Raw genomic sequence first — 15,222 nt, forward strand, 5'->3', positions numbered from 1 at the left:
ACACTCGCATAACCCTCTCTTCCGAGAAAGCTTGGAGCATCTGGTTTTTTGCGACCGCTTCAGAAGCCGGTGAGGCACTCCGCTGCGGTGACACCCCTCTAGGCGGGGTTCCGATTCGCGTCAAACACAATCTTTCACATTTGTGGCACACTCGCATAACCCTCTCTTCCGAGAAAGCTTGGAGCATCTGGTTTTTTGCGACCGCTTCAGAAGCCGGTGAGGCACTCCGCTGCGGTGACACCCCTCTAGGCGGGGTTCCGATTCGCGTCAAACACAATCTTTCACATTTGTGGCAATTTTTGCCGGCTGACGCGTTTATGACGCCCGCAGCCTCGGTATGAGCCATAGCTAGAGCGTTGGATATGAGCTGTTTTTCCTCAGTACCGCAGTGGCTCAGCCCATTCCCGGTAGCGCAACCGTTTTAAGGCCTCGCCTTAATCCGTTGTGAAGGGGCATATCGCTACATGCCCGATACGATGGATACCGCGACTCCTGCCTCGATGCCGGCCGACGATCAGCCCTCGCTGGCCGGACAAGTCCGGAGCGCGTTGATCTGGCGCTCGGGCAGCCAGATCGTTGCGCAACTGGTGCAATGGAGTGCCACCTTCCTGGTGATCAGGATTCTCGCCCCCGCGGATTACGGGCTGTTCGCGATGTGCCAGGTGGTTCTTACCTTCATGGCGATGCTCAATGGCTATGGCCTCGCGAGCGGGCTGATCCAGCAAAAGGAGATCAGCCACCGCGAAGTGCGGCAGCTGTTCGGAATGCTGATCGTGCTGAACGTGACGCTTGCGATCGCCCAGCTCTCGCTAGCCCCGCTCGCTGCAGCATATTATCGGCAACCGATCGTCGGCGACATGCTGCGCGTCCAAGCCCTGCTCTATCTGGCGACGCCGTTCATTGCCCTTCCCTATGCCCTGCTGTCGCGCGCGATGGACTTTCGCCACCAGGCCAAGGCCAACATCACCGCATCGGTCGCGTCGGCCAGCGCAGCGCTGGGTGGCGCGATGTATGGTCTGGGCGTCTGGACGCTGGTGCTCGCGCCGATCGTGCTGTTCAGCGTGCGCGGCACGATGATGACATGGTCGGCGCGCTCGCTGGTGTGGCCGAGCTTCGATTTTCGTGGGGCCGGGACGATCGCGCGCTATGGCGGGGTGATGGCCGCGAGCCAGCTGTTCTGGTTCCTGCAAAGCCAGGCCGACGTCTTCATCGCGGGACGCAGCTTTTCGCCGCATACGCTCGGCATCTATACCACCAGTCTGTTCCTGACACAGATCTTCGTCTCGAAATTCGTGCCGCCGCTGAACGAGGTCGCCTTCTCCGCCTATGCGCGGATGCAGCATGATCCGGATGCGATCGGCCGTGCGTTCGTGCGCGGCGTGCGGATGGTGATGATCGTCGCGATGCCGTTCTACATGGGGCTGGCGGCAACCTCCGAACCGCTCGTACTGACGATGCTTGGCGAGAAGTGGCGCGAAACCGCCCCGGTGGTGCACCTGCTGGCGCTCGCGATGCCGTTCATGACGTTGCAGGTGTTGTTCACGCCGGCCTCCGATGCGCGGGGTCGCCCCGGGATCGGCGTGCGGAACGGCGCGACCGGCGCGATCATTCTCGCCAGCGCGTTCCTGGTCGGCGTGCATTGGGGACCGACCGGGATGGGCGTCGCGTGGATCCTCGCCTATCCGCTGTATCTGTCGATCAGCGCGTGGCGGACACTGCCGGTGATCGGTGTGCGCGCCAGAGACGTCGCCGCCGCGGTCGCCGCGCCAGCGTTCGGGGGAATCGCTATGGCGCTGGTGGTCGGGCTGGTCGACCGCACGCTCCCGCCGCTCGACGCGCACTGGCGGCTGGCGATCCTCGTGCCGATCGGCGCGGCGGTATACGCAAGCTGGATGCTGGTCTTCGCGCGCGCGACGATCCGCGAGGTGATCGCCATCGCCCGGAAACAGCCGCTCCCCGCCTAGTCTGGCGTACCTGCGCTACGCCGACTGGATATACTCGCGCATCGCCGCGGCATCCGCCTCGATCCGGTCGATCCGGTATTTGACGAGATCGCCGATCGAGACGAACCCGACCAGCGTGTCACCCTCGATCACCGGCAGATGACGGATCCGGCGCTGGGTCATCAACGACAGTGCGCCGATCGCCGACTCGGCGGGGCCGATCGACTTCACCGCGGTGGTCATCACGTCGCCGATCCGACGCGCCAGCGCGGCGGCACCGTCCGATTGCAGACAGTGGATGACGTCGCGTTCGGAGAAGATGCCGACCACCTGGCCGTTCTCGAGCACTGGGGCCGCGCCGATCCGCTTTTCCGCGAGCAACGCCACCGCGTCCGCCACCGTCGAATCGGGGTGGAGCGAGAGGACGTCCCCTGCATCCTTGCCGCTCAGGATTGCCGCGATCGTCATGTTCGCCTCTCCATCTCTTGCGTCTTCGTAGCGCGTAGATTGAAGAAACCATGTTTGCGCGGCAATGGGAAGCGATGAGCGACCTACCGCCCGGCCTGGACGACCCTGACTATGCGGCGTTTGCCTGGGCGCGGTTTCGGGCCATCATGGCATGGATGGTGCTGGCGGCCGCAGTATGCGTCGCGGCGATCATCGCGGCGATGGCGCATATCCAAGGGCCGCTGCATTTGGTGACGATGCTGGCGGTGATCGGCGGCGTCGGCGGATCGGTGATGATGGCCGGCCTGCTGATGGGGCTCGCGTTTCTCAGTTCGGGTAGTGGCCACGACGAGGACGTGACCAGGATCGACTGAGGGGGACGGAAAGCGGGCGCTAAAATCGCGCACTGTCTTCCCCCTCCCGTGAGCGGGAGGGGCCGGAGGTGGGCACGCGGTCTTGACCAGTGGGGACGCGGATAGCGCGAGCCCACCCCCCAGCCCCCTCCCGCAAGCGGGTGGGGGAGGCGATTAGCCATCCCCCTGCCGGAAAATCCCGACGAAAAAAAAGGCCGGCACCGCGCGAAGCGGTACCGGCCTTTTTTTTCAATCCTCGGACCGACGTCGGTGCGAGGCTCAGCCAGCCTGAACTTCGCCCGGTACCGCGCGAACGCGGCGGCGGCGGGGCTTTTCTTCGGCAGCGGTGTCGGCAGGAGCCGCTTCGGCTGCGGGCGCAGGCAATGGTGCAGGGGCGACCGTTGCCGAGATGCCGAGCGACGGCGGCAGGCGATCCGCATCGAACGCGGTCGGTGCGTGCTCGTCCTGCCCGCCCTGATCTTGCGCGATAGGGGCGTCGAGGCTGCGATCGCGGCGCGGGCGACCGCGACGGCGGGGCTGCTCCTCGGTCGTGGCGACAGGAATCGTCGTCTCGACGGCTTCGGTCGACTGCGCCACCTGCTCGGCGGGCTCGTTTACCGAACGAACCGCATCGGCTTCCGAATCCTGGTTGGCGTTGGCGACCGGTGCGCTCACGCGGGGCGTGCGGCGGACCGTCTCGCGCTGCGGCGTGTCGCGGTAGTCGCTGCGGGGCTCGCGGACCTGCTCGTCGCGCCCGTTCTCGCGGGGCTGCGTCTCGCGCTGCTGGGTCTCACGCGCCTGCGCTTCGCGAGCCTGGCCCTGCTCTTCGGCGCTGCGATCGTCGCGCGGCTGGGCATCACGCGGGGTGTTGCGCTGGTTGCGCGGATTGTCGCCACGGACGCGGTCCTCGCGCTGGCCTTCGTTGCGCGGCTGCGCCTCGTTACGCTGGCCTTCATAACGATTGTTCTCGTACCGCGGACGCTCTTCGCGCTGCGGACGATCTTCACGCTGAGGGCGGTCCTCGCGGTTCTGGTTGTCGCGGTTCTGGCCCTCACGATTCTGGCGGGGCGCGTTCTGGTACTGGCCGTTCTGCTGGCCGCCATTCTGCTCGCCACGAGGCTGCTCGGGCGTACCCTGCTGCTCGCCCGAGCGGATCGGTTCGCCTTCGTCACCGTAATCGTCGTCGCCGTCGAGATCGAACGGCTGCTGGCGGCGTGGCTGCTGCTGCGCCTGCGGCTGGCTCTCTTCGAAACGGGCGCGGGTTTCGCTCAGGACCCGGAAATAATGATCCGCGAACTGGAGGTAATATTCGATGTTGACGCGGTCGCCCTGCTGCTGCGCGTCACGCGCGAGGTTCTTGTACTTCTCGTACAGCTGGCTCGCGTTGCCCCGCGCGCGGCTGTCGATGCGGTTGCCGGTATCGCGACCACCCTGGCCGCCGCCGCCGCCACCCTGGCGTTGACCGCCACCACTACCGCCGCCGCCATTATTATTGTTGCCACGACCGCGACGGCGGCCGGCTTGCCGGTTGTTGATCAAGCTTGTGTCCTCAGTCGTCGAACCAAAATCTGGTCGTGCTCCGAAATGCGGTGCAAACCCCCGTCGCGCACCGACGATCTAGACGAGATCGGTGCGTCGAACTTGCCAGGGCCGCCGGACTGCAGCGACCTCAAAGCGAAGGATGCGGGTCATCGCTCTAAACCGACCAATCGTCGAGAGTGCGTGCCCCTGCCCGCGTGATAGCGGCCGCAAGGGACCTACTACAAGCGAAATGTGAGGTTTAGCGCCATATTGTTCAAGTCGCGGGGGCGTGGGTTGCCACTAACGCACGCGCGTTGCCGCCATAGTCGTGATGGAGCGCGACATGTAGACCTTGCGCCTCGAGTAGCGCCGTGACGGGGGGAGCTTGCGTCGAACCGATCTCGATCACCGCCGCGCCGCCGGGGGCGATCAGTGCGGGGAGCTGTTCGGCGAGGATCCGGTAGTCGTCCAGCCCGTCTGAGCCGGCGTAGAGCGCGGCGTGGGGTTCGTGGTCGTGGACTTCGGCTGGGAGGCGTTCGTCGGTGGCGATGTAGGGGGGGTTGGCGAGGATCAGGTCGAACTGGCCGACGATCGCGCTGGCCCAGCTGCCGTGGATGAAGTGCGCGCGGTCGGTGACGCCGAGGGTTGCGGCGTTGGCGCGGGCGTAGGCGAGCGCTTGGGGGGAATAGTCTACGCCGAGGCCTTGTGCGGGCCATTCGTCGAGCGCGGCGAGGAGCAGCGTGCCGGGGCCGGTGCCGAGGTCGAGTATTGTCGCGGGGGCGCGGCCGGCGAAGTGCGCTTGGGCGGCGATCAGGAGGGTTTCGCTGTCGGCGCGGGGGACGAGTGCGCCGGGGCCGACGGCGAGGTCGATCGACCAGAAGCCGCGGGTGCCGGTGATGTAGGCGATCGGCTCGTGGTTGAGCCGGCGTTCGACGAGCGCGGCGAAGCTCTCGGGGACGGTGTAGCGATCCGGATCGAGGAGGATCGCGTTGCGCTCGACGCCGAGCGCGTGCGCCATCAGGAGTTCCGCGTCGAGGCGGGGGGTGGCGGAGAAGGTGAGGCGCGCAGCGGCGGTGGCGATGGCGTTGCTAACTGCTCCCCTTCCGCTTGCGGGAGGGGTCGGGGGAGGGGCTGTCACCGAGCGATGCCCTTAGCGGGAAGCCCCTCCCCTAACCCCTCCCGCAAGCGGGAGGGGAATGCCGTTGCGGCTGGGGAACGCTCAGCCATCCAGCTGCGCCAGGCGGTCCGCTTCGTCCTGTGCCACCAACGCGCCGATCAGTTCGTCCATTTCGCCCGCGACGATCTCCGGCAAACGATGCAGCGTCAGGTTGATGCGGTGATCGGTCACGCGGCCTTGCGGGAAATTGTACGTCCGGATCCGCTCCGAGCGATCGCCCGAGCCGACCATCGACTTTCGCGCGCCTGCCCGCTCGGCATGCAGCCGGTCGCGTTCCGCCTCGTACAGCCGCGTCCTGAGCACGCGGAGGGCCTTGGCCTTGTTCTTGTGCTGCGACTTTTCGTCCTGCTGGATCACCGTCAGCCCGGTCGGGATGTGGACGATCCGCACCGCGCTGTCGGTGGTATTGACCGACTGCCCGCCGGGGCCCGACGAGCGATAGACGTCGATGCGCAGGTCCTTGTCGTCGATCTTGACGTCGACTTCCTCCGCCTCGGGCAGCACCGCGACGGTCGCCGCCGAGGTGTGGATCCGGCCACCGGCCTCGGTGGTGGGCACGCGCTGGACGCGGTGCACGCCGCTCTCGAACTTGAGTTTGGCGAACACACCCTGCCCGGTGACGCTGGCGACGACTTCCTTGAAGCCGCCCGCGTCGGACGACGAACCGGAGATCATCTCGACCCGCCAGCCCTGTGATTCGGCATAGCGCTGGTACATCCGGAAGAGGTCGCCCGCGAACAGCGCCGCCTCGTCGCCACCCGTACCGGCGCGGACTTCGAGCATCGCCGAGCGTTCGTCGGCGGAGTCGCGCGGCAGCAGCGCGAGCGCGAGCTTGCGGTCCGCGGTTTCGAGCAGCGTGCGGTTCTCGTGCAGTTCGTCCGACGCCATCGCGCGGAGTTCGTCGTCGGCATCCTCGGCCATGAACGCGAGGCTTTCCGCCTCCTGCCGCAACCGGCGCACTTCGGTGGCGGCCTGAGCCACGGGTTCGAGCTCGGCATATTCCTTCGACACCGCGACGAAGCGATCCGAGGGGAGATCGCCGGTCGACATCAGCGCCTGCAGCTCGTCACGCCGCGCCTCGATGGCGCGGATGCGGTCGGGGGAGATCTGGGTCATCAAATCCTCCCCGGCACGGGGAGGGGGACCACCCGAAGGGGGGTGGAGGGGGCGGGCCACAGGTGTTGCGCGACGTGGAAGCCCCCCTCCGTCAGTGCCGCGCACTGCCACCTCCCCGTGCCGGGGAGGATTTGCGAATGATCCATCACGACAGCAGCGTCTTCAATTGGGCCTCAAGTCCTTCGGTTACCGACCCGAACATCTTCAACTTTCGAACGACTTCGCCGTCGATGCGACGAACGCTGGCGATCGCCTGCGGGTCTGCCTTGACGGCCTTGTCGAAGCGTTTTTTCGGCGAACCGGATGCAACCAGATCGGCGGACACGCCATTTCGCCGGAGGTTGGAAATCAGCGCAATCGCATCAAGACTTGAGTCATCGTCCTCTGCAACGACGATGACTTGGGCACGCTGCTCAGTCGGTTCCTCCAGCAGCATAGCCAATCGCTCGACACCCGCGGCCCAGCCAACACCAGCCGTCTCCGGCCCGCCGAGCGACCCGATCAGCCCGTCATACCGGCCGCCGGCCAGCACGGTACCCTGCGAGCCCAACCGATCGGTCACGAACTCGAACGCGGTGTGGCGGTAATAATCTAGGCCGCGGACCAGCCGCGCGTTGCGCTCCCACGCGACGCCCGCCGCATCGAGCCCGGCGGTCACCGCCTCGAAGAACGCGCGTGCCTCGGGGGTCAGATACGCGTCGATATCCGGCGCGCTGTCGGCGATCGGGCGGTCGCGGGGGTCCTTCGAATCGAGTATCCGCATCGGGTTCTTCTCGAGCCGGGTCAGGCTGTCCTCAGACAACTCGCCGCGATGCGCCTCGAAATGCGCCACCAGCGCCTCGCGCCAGGCGTCACGCGTTGCCGCATCGCCCAGCGTGTTGAGCTGCAACGTCACGCCCTCGGAAATGCCGAGTTCGCGCAGCAACTGGTCCGCGAGCACGAGCAGTTCGACATCCGCCGCCGGCTCGGCCGCACCGATCACCTCGGCGTCGATCTGGTGGAACTGGCGGAAGCGACCCTTTTGCGGGCGTTCGTAGCGAAACACCGGCCCGCTGGTGGTGAGCTTCATCGGCGCGAACTGCTGCCAGCCTTCGGTCAGGTACGCGCGCGCTATGCCGGCGGTGAACTCGGGACGGAGCGTCAGCGAATCCCCGCCGCGATCCTCGAACGTGTACATCTCCTTCGACACGACATCGGTGGTCTCGCCGAGCGAGCGCGCGAACACCGCCGTCGACTCGAACACCGGGATGTCGACGCGCTGGAAGCAATACAGCGCCCGCACGCGTTCGAACGTCGACAGAACATGCGCGAACCGGCGCTGCTCGTCGCCGAAAATGTCCTGGGTGCCACGGATGCGGCGCGGGGTTTCAATCTTAGCCATGATGCGCGCGTATCTAGGCGACGTCCCCGCTAAGCGCTAGCGCTGTGGCATGAACGACAAACCCAGATATTGGGGCCTTGGCCAACGCGTTGCCCCGCCGCGCTTCATCCTGTTCGTGCTGGTCTTCGCGATCGGGCTGGCCGCGTTGATCCCGCATTTCGGGCTCGGGCGTGGCACGATGGCGGGGTTCGACGTCGCCGCGGTCGTGTTCCTGATCGCGGTGTCGACCTTGTTCCGCAACGCCACCGCCACCCGGATGCGTCGCGCGGCGGAGGAGAACGACGCCAACCGCGCGGTGCTGCTCGGGTTCAGCGGGACGATCATGCTGGTCATCCTCGTCGCGGTGGCGAAGGAATTGCAGGGCAAGAACGACGCGGTCGGGATCGCGCTGACGATCACGACGCTGGCGCTCGCGTGGCTGTTCTCGAACATGATCTACACGCTGCATTATGCGCATCTGTTCTATGTCGACGATCCGGACGGCAAGGACGCCAAGGGCCTCGATTTCCCGAGCTGCGACGAGCCCGATTACTGGGATTTCGCCTATTTCGCGTTCACGCTGGGGATGACGTTCCAGACCTCGGACGTCGAGATCACCTCGCGCCGGGTGCGCAAGGCCGCGCTCGGCCAGTGCATGGCGGCGTTCGTGTTCAACATCGGCGTGCTGGCGTTCACGATCAATGTGCTCGGGAGTGCTGGCTGAGGGTACCGGGTAAAGGACTGGACGGCTGCCCTTTATCGCGATTACACCTCGGGTCATCGTCTCTCAGCCGGAAGGCCCTTCCTTGATCCGCAAGCTTCTCGTCGCATCCCTGCTCGCGTCCGCCGCCCCTGCATTTGCGCAGGTCCCCGCGGGCAACACCGCGCCGCAACCGGTGCCGTTCGTCGACACGATCCCCGACGCGGTCGACACGCCCTATCCCGGCACGCTGCTGCTAGACGTCGATGCGACTGACACCGAGCGCGGCATCTTTCGCGTGAAGCAGACCATCCCGGTCGCCAAGTCCGGCCCGATGGCGTTGCTCTATCCGAAGTGGCTGCCCGGCGCGCATTCCCCGCGCGGCGAGATCGAAAAGCTCGCCGGCCTCGTGATCCGCGCGAACGGCAAGATCGTGCCCTGGACGCGCGATCCGGTCGATGTGTTCGCGTTCCACATCGACGTGCCGACCGGTGCGAAGACCCTCGTCGCCGAGTTCCAGTTCGTCTCCGCGACCAAGGGCGACCAGGGCCGCGTGGTGATGACGCCGACGATGATCAGCCTCGAACCGAACCTCGTCAGCCTTTATCCCGCCGGCTATTTTACGCGCCAGATCCCGATCAAGATGACCGTCACCTACCCGACCGGCTGGACCGCCGCGGGTGCGGTGCCCGCCAAGGTCTCGGGCTCGACCTACAGCTACGACACGACCAACTACGAGATCCTCGTCGATTCGCCGACCCTGGCGGGCAAGTACGGCAAGGTCTGGCCGCTCAGCCCGAAGGTCGATCTCGACGTCTTCGCCGACAGCCCCGACCAGCTCGCCGCCAAGCCCGAACAGATCGACGCGCACAAGCGCCTCGTCGACCAGGCCGCCAAGACCTTCGGCGCGCAGCATTACGATCACTACCACTTCCTGTTGTCGATCAGCGATCTGCTCGGCGGGATCGGCCTCGAGCATCATCGCAGTTCCGAGAACGGCGTGAAGCCGGGCTATTTCACCGAGTGGGACACGACCTCCGCTGCGCGGAATCTACTTCCGCACGAGTTCACGCATAGCTGGGACGGCAAGTTCCGCCGCGGCGCCGACCTGTGGACCCCAGACTTCCGCACGCCGATGCGCGATTCGCTGCTGTGGGTGTACGAAGGCCAGACGCAGTTCTGGGGCTATGTGCTCCAGGCGCGCTCGGGGCTGGTCAGCAAGCAGGACACGCTCGACGGCTATGCCGCGATCCTGGGCATCTACGACAGCGCGAAGGGTCGCGAATGGCGCCCGCTGATCGACACGACGAATGACCCCGTCATCTCGGCGCGGAAGCCCAAGGGCTGGACCAGCTGGCAGCGTTCGGAGGATTACTACAACGAGGGCCTGATGGTCTGGATGGAGGTCGACGCGATGCTCCGCCAGAAGTCCGGCGGGACCAAGTCGATCGACGACTTCGCCAAGGCCTTCTTCGGCGTCCGCGACGGTGATTACGGCGAGCTGACCTACACCTTCGCCGACGTCGCGAAGACGCTCAACGGCATCGTCCCCTATGACTGGGCGACGTTCCTCAACACCCGCCTGACCGAGACAGGCAAGCCCGCCCCCATCAACGGCTTCGCGATGAACGGCTACAAGCTGGTCTACGGCCCCGAGCAGAGCCCGTATCTGAAGCAGGTCGAGAAGACCCGCGGCACCGATGTCAGCTATTCGCTTGGGCTGGTGATCAACAAGGAGGGCGTGGTCACCACGTCGATCTGGGACAGCCCCGCGTTCAAGGCCGGCCTCGACGTCGGCACCGAAATCGAGGCGGTCAACAGCGAGGCGTATTCGCCCGATCGGATCAAGGCGGCGATCCTCGCGGCGCGGGGAACGAAGGCACCGATTCGCCTGACTGTGAAGAACAACGACCGATTCCGGGACATCACGCTCGATTACCATGACGGGCCGCGCTATCCGCGCCTTCAGAAGGTCGGTACAGGGGAAGGCGGGCTCGACAAGCTGCTGACGCCGCGTTGAGCCTTTGAAATCTATCGGTGCCGGCGGCTCTCCCTGACGAGAAGCGCCGGCATCGTCATATCGAAAGGACCGCCATGCGTATCGATCTCATCCCGACCGGCAAGAACCCGCCCGAGGACCTGAACGTCATCATCGAAGTGCCGACCGGCGGCGAGCCCGTGAAGTACGAGTTCGACAAGGCATCGGGCGCGCTGTTCGTCGATCGCATCCTGCACACGCCGATGCGCTATCCGGCGAACTACGGCTTCGTGCCGCACACGCTCAGCCCCGATGGCGATCCCTTGGATGCCCTCGTGATCGCGCGCTCGCCGTTTATCCCCGGATGCGTCGTCCGCGCACGGCCGATCGCGGTGCTGAATCTGGAAGACGAAGCCGGCGGCGACGAGAAGCTGGTCTGCGTGCCGGTCGATGCGGTGTTCCCGTATTACGCCAACATCGGCGAGCGTGCCGACATGCCCGAAATCGTGTTCGAGCAGATCGAGCACTTCTTCACGCACTACAAGGACCTCGAGAAGACGAAGTGGGTCCGCGTCGGCAAGTGGGGCGACGCCGAGGAAGCCAAGCGCGTCACGATCGAGGCGATCGAGCGCTATGAGGCCGAGAAGGCGAAGGGCAAGGAACCGATGAATTCGGACGACGCCGCAGGGCGCTGATCTGAACTCTGTCGGTTTACTGCGCCGGGAGCGTTCCAAATCTGCCCCCCCCGGCGCAGGCCGGGGTCCAAGTGGAAAGGTCGAAGTAACGGAGCACCATCCGTCGTTACCTCGATCTCCCAATTGGGCCCCGGCCTGCGCCGGGGAGGTACTTTTTTACTGGACCGGTTCGGGGCGGCGGCGGCCCGTTACCGCCCCGCCAGCCTGAGCAGCGCATCCCCGGACATCCGCTGGATCGTCCATTCCTCCATACCGACCGCGCCGACCTTCCGATAAAACGCGATCGCGTCGGCATTCCAGTCGAGCACCGACCATTCGAACCGCGCGCAGCCGCGATCGAGCGCCATGCCGGCCAGATGCGCCAGCAGCGCACCGCCGACCCCCTGCCCGCGCGCGTCCGGTGTCACGTACAGATCCTCCAGATACAGCCCACGCTTGCCGGTCCAGGTCGAGAAATTGTGGAAGAACAGCGCGAACCCGAGGGGGCCTTGTGCAGTCTCCGCGATCAGCGCCTCCGCGGCGGGCCGCTCGCCGAACAACGCCTCCGTCAGCATCGGCTCGGTCGCATCGACCGCATCCGGCTCGCGCTCGAACGCGGCGAGCTCGCGGACGAAGCGCAGGATCGTGCCGACATCGGCAACGGTGGCGGGACGGATGACGGTCATGCACTAGCCTCGATCGATGTCTGCGCGATGTCACGCCGCCGCGCCGCATACAGGCACGCGACGACGATGATCGCCGCACCCGCCAGCGTGAACGCCGATACCCGCTCGCCGAACACCAGGAAACCCAGCACGGCGGCATAGACGAACGACGTGTATTCGGTGGTCGCAAGAAACCCGGTATCGCCGTGCGCATAGGCCCAGCCGAGCAGCCAAAGCGACGCGGTCGCGAGCCCGGCGGCCAGCACGAGCTTGGGCCATTGCACCGCCTCGGGCACCACTGCGAGCCAGGGCGAGGCCAGCGCCAGCGTCGCGGTGATAACCAGCGCCTGGAAGAACGCGATCTCGCCCGGCCGCGCCGCCTGGCTCTGCAACCGCGCGATCACGAGGTTGACCGCATACAGCACCGCCGAGCCGAGGATCGCGAGCGTCCCATGAAACGTCTCAGGCCCCGGCACCTCGCGCCCCTGCCCAATCACCACCACCAGCACGCCGCCAAGCGCGGCAATCGACGCGACGAACGTCTTCCACCCGACCCGCTCGCCCAGTGCAACCGCCGCGAGCAGCAGCGCGAGGATCGGCGCGATGTAGGTCAGCGAAATCGCCTGCGCCATCGGTACGCGTGCGAGCCCCCAGAAGAACAGCACCGCCATCGCCGTCGTCACCAACCCGCGCGCCAGATGCAGCTTGAGCGCCCGCCCGCTCGGCCGCCCGCTGTTCCCGAGCTTCCACGCGACCGCGCCGAGCCCGACGCTGATCATCTGCCGCCACAGCAGCGCGTTATAGACGCCGATCGCCAGCACGAGCGACTTCATCACCGCATCCATCATGGAGAACAGTCCGATGCCGAGCGCGGCAATCGCGAAGGCTAGAGCGGGCGACACGATGCGAGAGGTCATCGGAACAGGCTAATATCAGGCGCGATCGACTGCGGCACCGATTCTCGCCAGCCGCAGCAATTCGGGAATCGCGGTCCGGACGGCCGCGATCAACGCTGCATTTTCCCTCGATCGTCCATCCGCGGGAACAACATAGTCGTGATGCTGGATCGAGGTCGCCGCGACAACGCCGTGATAGGTCGAACCGGATAGCTCGTCGTTATCGCCGGACGTGTTGGGCTTCGTCGCAACAGCCGTCGCGCACGTTGCGTTCTCGTCATCCATCGCCCGCACATACTAGGGCCCAGGCGTCGCGGCCCGATCCAACGCGGTCAGTGCATCGAGGTCGGCAGCCGTCATCATGCGTATCCCATACGCCGCATCGAGCCGGCACACCATCTCCGCAGGTCCATACCTGTTCCCCCGCGAAGGCGAGGGTCCAGGAGCCGCAACCGTCATCACCTGTTACCCTGGACTTCCGGAACGAGAAGAAGCCTGCGCCCTATCCCCGGTCATCCTGACGAAAGTCAGGATCCAGAGCCATTGAGGTCCGCGTTCGTTACCCTGGATCCTGACTTTCGTCAGGATGACGGGGCGTAGTGGCCCCCCCTATTCGGCCGCCACCGGCACCAGCGCCGCCATCGCCTCATCCGCAGCTTCGATCTCGGCCGCCTTTGCCTCGACCAAGCGGACGATGTGGTCGACCATGTCGGCGTCCTGGACGTGGTGGTCGGTGACGCCAGACAGATACACCATGTGCTTGCCGTTGCCGCCGCCGGTGATGCCGATATCGGTCTCGCGCGCTTCGCCGGGCCCATTCACGACGCAACCGAGCACCGACAACGACATCGGCGTGCGGATGTGCTGCAACCGTTCCTCGAGCGCCTGCACCGTCCGGATCACGTCGAAGCCCTGCCGCGCGCACGACGGGCAGGACACGACGCGGACCCCACGGTTGCGGATGCCGAGCGACTTCAGGATCTCGAAGCCGACGCGCACTTCCTCCTCGGGCTCGGCGGAGAGCGAGACGCGGATCGTGTCGCCGATCCCGTACCACAGCAGGCTGCCCATCCCGATCGCCGACTTGACCGTACCGCCGACGAACCCGCCCGCCTCGGTGATACCGAGATGCAGCGGGCAATCGACCTGCTCCGCAAGCTGCTGGTACGCCGCCACCGCGAGGAACAGGTCGGACGCCTTCACCGCGACCTTGAACTCGTGAAAGTCGTGATCCTGCAACAGCTTGATGTGATCGAGCGCCGACTCGACCAGCGCATCGGGGCAAGGCTCGCCGTATTTCTCGAGAAGGTGCCGCTCGAGCGAGCCGCCGTTGACGCCGATCCGGATCGCGCAGCCGTTGGATTTCGCCGCATCGACGACTTCCTTCACGCGCGCCGCCGAGCCGATGTTGCCCGGATTGATCCGCAGGCACGCCGCGCCCGCATCGGCGGCTTCGAGCGCCCGCTTGTAGTGGAAATGGATGTCCGCAACGATCGGCACGCGGCTCGCGCGGACGATCTGCTTCAGTGCGGCGGTCGATTCGACGTCGGGGCAGCTGACGCGGATGATGTCGACGCCCGCGTCTTCGCAGCGCCGAATCTGGTCGACCGTCGCGCGTACGTCGTCGGTCGGGGTGTTGGTCATCGTCTGGACGGTGACCGGCGCATCGCCGCCGACGGGGACGTTGCCGACCATGATCTGGCGGCTCTTGCGGCGGGTGATATCGCGCCAGGGACGAAGGGACATGGGGATTCCTCGGGAGTTCGAGGCCTATATAGCGACTTGCGCTGCGGAACGGAACATTGCTGGCGGGTATGGCGAACGTCGGCCATAGCGGCGCACGACTTTAGGAGCGAACGCGATGACCCTGTCCCTGTACGATGCGACGATCCCCTCGAACCTCCAGATACTCCGTGCGGTCGACGCGCTGCTCGACAAGGCGGAAGCGTTCGCGGTCGAGCGCGGTATCGAACCCGCGACGTTGATCGATGCGAAGCTCGCCGACGACATGCTGCCCTTCGGCTATCAGGTGAAGGCGTGCGCCGGACATTCGGTCGGCGGGATCGAGGGCGTCCGCGCCGGTACCTTCGCGCCCGATCGCTCGGCCTGGCCGACCGACTTCGCAGGTCTCCATAAGGTGATGCGCGACGCGATCGCCACGCTGGAGGGGATCGACCGCGAGACGTTCGACGCGCTTGCCGACAACGACACGACGTTCGAGTTCGGCACGTTCGTCATGCCGTTCACCGGCGCGAACTTCCTGCTCTCGTTCTCGCAGCCCAACTTCTATTTCCACGCCTCGACTGCCTACGCGATCCTGCGCGCGCAGGGCGTGCCGATCGGCAAGCGCGACTTCATGGGCACGCCGCGCATGAAGGCGTGAACCGGCGCG

General features: G+C 66.0%; 16 protein-coding genes. 7 read left to right on the forward strand and 9 right to left on the reverse strand.

What is annotated here, in order from left to right; genetic code table 11:
* A partial coding sequence (locus tag ASG20_RS19920; RefSeq protein WP_236698774.1) for a hypothetical protein occupies positions 1-341 on the forward strand: 341 nt, incomplete at its 5' end.
* A 135-nt stretch (positions 342-476) separates the two neighbouring features.
* A complete protein-coding gene (locus tag ASG20_RS12510) occupies positions 477-1,964 on the forward strand; it encodes a lipopolysaccharide biosynthesis protein (RefSeq protein ID WP_056053160.1) in 1,488 nt (495 codons plus the stop codon).
* A gap of 15 nt (positions 1,965-1,979) precedes the next feature.
* Here ASG20_RS12510 and ASG20_RS12515 read toward each other — a convergent pair whose 3' ends face one another.
* Complete coding sequence (locus ASG20_RS12515; RefSeq protein ID WP_056053164.1) at positions 1,980-2,411, reverse strand: CBS domain-containing protein; 432 nt, start codon at positions 2,409-2,411, stop codon at positions 1,980-1,982.
* Between the two features lie 74 nt (positions 2,412-2,485).
* Here ASG20_RS12515 and ASG20_RS12520 point away from each other — a divergent pair, with 74 nt between their 5' ends.
* Positions 2,486-2,764, forward strand: a complete 279-nt coding sequence (locus ASG20_RS12520) for a hypothetical protein (RefSeq protein WP_056053166.1) — start codon at positions 2,486-2,488, stop codon at positions 2,762-2,764.
* Positions 2,765-3,022: 258 nt separating this feature from the next.
* Here the strand turns inward: ASG20_RS12520 and ASG20_RS12525 are convergent, their stop codons facing one another.
* The 4 genes from ASG20_RS12525 to hisS all read right to left on the reverse strand — a co-directional run bounded on the left by ASG20_RS12525 (position 3,023) and on the right by hisS (position 7,938).
* Positions 3,023-4,282, reverse strand: coding sequence for a DUF4167 domain-containing protein (locus ASG20_RS12525; RefSeq protein ID WP_056053169.1), 1,260 nt, complete (start codon positions 4,280-4,282; stop codon positions 3,023-3,025).
* Between the two features lie 256 nt (positions 4,283-4,538).
* Positions 4,539-5,345 (reverse strand): peptide chain release factor N(5)-glutamine methyltransferase, encoded by an 807-nt coding sequence (prmC, locus tag ASG20_RS12530; RefSeq protein WP_231420626.1) that lies wholly within the window; start codon positions 5,343-5,345, stop codon positions 4,539-4,541.
* Positions 5,346-5,483: 138 nt separating this feature from the next.
* Complete coding sequence (gene prfA / locus ASG20_RS12535) at positions 5,484-6,557, reverse strand: peptide chain release factor 1 (protein ID WP_056053173.1); 1,074 nt, start codon at positions 6,555-6,557, stop codon at positions 5,484-5,486.
* 145 nt (positions 6,558-6,702) lie between these two features.
* Complete coding sequence (gene hisS / locus ASG20_RS12540) at positions 6,703-7,938, reverse strand: histidine--tRNA ligase (protein WP_056053176.1); 1,236 nt, start codon at positions 7,936-7,938, stop codon at positions 6,703-6,705.
* Positions 7,939-7,987: 49 nt separating this feature from the next.
* On the opposite strand from hisS, the gene ASG20_RS12545 reads away from it, so the two are divergent.
* The 3 genes from ASG20_RS12545 to ppa all read left to right on the forward strand — a co-directional run bounded on the left by ASG20_RS12545 (position 7,988) and on the right by ppa (position 11,290).
* On the forward strand, positions 7,988-8,641 hold the full coding sequence (locus tag ASG20_RS12545; RefSeq protein WP_056053179.1) for a DUF1345 domain-containing protein: 654 nt from the start codon (positions 7,988-7,990) through the stop codon (positions 8,639-8,641).
* 82 nt (positions 8,642-8,723) lie between these two features.
* Positions 8,724-10,637 carry a M61 family metallopeptidase gene (locus ASG20_RS12550; RefSeq protein WP_056053182.1) on the forward strand — a complete coding sequence of 638 codons (1,914 nt, stop codon included), beginning with the start codon at positions 8,724-8,726 and terminating at the stop codon, positions 10,635-10,637.
* 74 nt (positions 10,638-10,711) lie between these two features.
* Entirely contained in the window at positions 10,712-11,290 is a 579-nt protein-coding gene (gene ppa, locus ASG20_RS12555) for an inorganic diphosphatase (protein ID WP_056053185.1), read from the forward strand.
* Between the two features lie 188 nt (positions 11,291-11,478).
* On the opposite strand, the gene ASG20_RS12560 is transcribed toward ppa, so the two are convergent.
* From ASG20_RS12560 to ispG, 4 genes are all read right to left on the reverse strand, one after another.
* A complete protein-coding gene (locus ASG20_RS12560; protein ID WP_056053188.1) occupies positions 11,479-11,955 on the reverse strand; it encodes a GNAT family N-acetyltransferase in 477 nt (158 codons plus the stop codon).
* The gene (locus tag ASG20_RS12565; protein ID WP_056053189.1) at positions 11,952-12,851 is read right to left on the reverse strand and encodes a DMT family transporter; all 900 of its coding nucleotides are present in this window, start codon (positions 12,849-12,851) and stop codon (positions 11,952-11,954) included. Before ASG20_RS12565 ends, ASG20_RS12560 begins: the two co-directional genes overlap by 4 nt.
* A 15-nt stretch (positions 12,852-12,866) precedes the next feature.
* A complete protein-coding gene (locus tag ASG20_RS12570) occupies positions 12,867-13,115 on the reverse strand; it encodes a hypothetical protein (protein ID WP_056053193.1) in 249 nt (82 codons plus the stop codon).
* Between the two features lie 324 nt (positions 13,116-13,439).
* Complete coding sequence (gene ispG, locus ASG20_RS12575) at positions 13,440-14,576, reverse strand: flavodoxin-dependent (E)-4-hydroxy-3-methylbut-2-enyl-diphosphate synthase (protein ID WP_056053196.1); 1,137 nt, start codon at positions 14,574-14,576, stop codon at positions 13,440-13,442.
* A gap of 115 nt (positions 14,577-14,691) precedes the next feature.
* Here ispG and ASG20_RS12580 point away from each other — a divergent pair, with 115 nt between their 5' ends.
* On the forward strand, positions 14,692-15,213 hold the full coding sequence (locus tag ASG20_RS12580) for a DUF1993 domain-containing protein (protein WP_056053202.1): 522 nt from the start codon (positions 14,692-14,694) through the stop codon (positions 15,211-15,213).
* Positions 15,214-15,222: the final 9 nt, after the last annotated feature.

It is taken from the genome of Sphingomonas sp. Leaf198, assembly GCF_001424005.1.
Lineage (GTDB): Bacteria > Pseudomonadota > Alphaproteobacteria > Sphingomonadales > Sphingomonadaceae > Sphingomonas.

What these genes read in the sequence shown, in the direction of transcription:
- ASG20_RS12560 (WP_056053188.1), bottom strand. Translation starts at nt 11,955, where the DNA reads ATGACCGTCATCCGTCCCGCCACCGTTGCCGATGTCGGCACGATCCTG.
- ASG20_RS12565 (WP_056053189.1), bottom strand. Translation starts at nt 12,851, where the DNA reads ATGACCTCTCGCATCGTGTCGCCCGCTCTAGCCTTCGCGATTGCCGCG.
- ASG20_RS12545 (WP_056053179.1), top strand. Translation starts at nt 7,988, where the DNA reads ATGAACGACAAACCCAGATATTGGGGCCTTGGCCAACGCGTTGCCCCG.
- ispG (WP_056053196.1), bottom strand. Translation starts at nt 14,576, where the DNA reads ATGTCCCTTCGTCCCTGGCGCGATATCACCCGCCGCAAGAGCCGCCAG.
- ASG20_RS12515 (WP_056053164.1), bottom strand. Translation starts at nt 2,411, where the DNA reads ATGACGATCGCGGCAATCCTGAGCGGCAAGGATGCAGGGGACGTCCTC.
- ASG20_RS12570 (WP_056053193.1), bottom strand. Translation starts at nt 13,115, where the DNA reads ATGGATGACGAGAACGCAACGTGCGCGACGGCTGTTGCGACGAAGCCC.
- hisS (WP_056053176.1), bottom strand. Translation starts at nt 7,938, where the DNA reads ATGGCTAAGATTGAAACCCCGCGCCGCATCCGTGGCACCCAGGACATT.
- ASG20_RS12520 (WP_056053166.1), top strand. Translation starts at nt 2,486, where the DNA reads ATGAGCGACCTACCGCCCGGCCTGGACGACCCTGACTATGCGGCGTTT.
- ASG20_RS12580 (WP_056053202.1), top strand. Translation starts at nt 14,692, where the DNA reads ATGACCCTGTCCCTGTACGATGCGACGATCCCCTCGAACCTCCAGATA.
- prfA (WP_056053173.1), bottom strand. Translation starts at nt 6,557, where the DNA reads ATGACCCAGATCTCCCCCGACCGCATCCGCGCCATCGAGGCGCGGCGT.
- ASG20_RS12510 (WP_056053160.1), top strand. Translation starts at nt 477, where the DNA reads ATGGATACCGCGACTCCTGCCTCGATGCCGGCCGACGATCAGCCCTCG.
- ppa (WP_056053185.1), top strand. Translation starts at nt 10,712, where the DNA reads ATGCGTATCGATCTCATCCCGACCGGCAAGAACCCGCCCGAGGACCTG.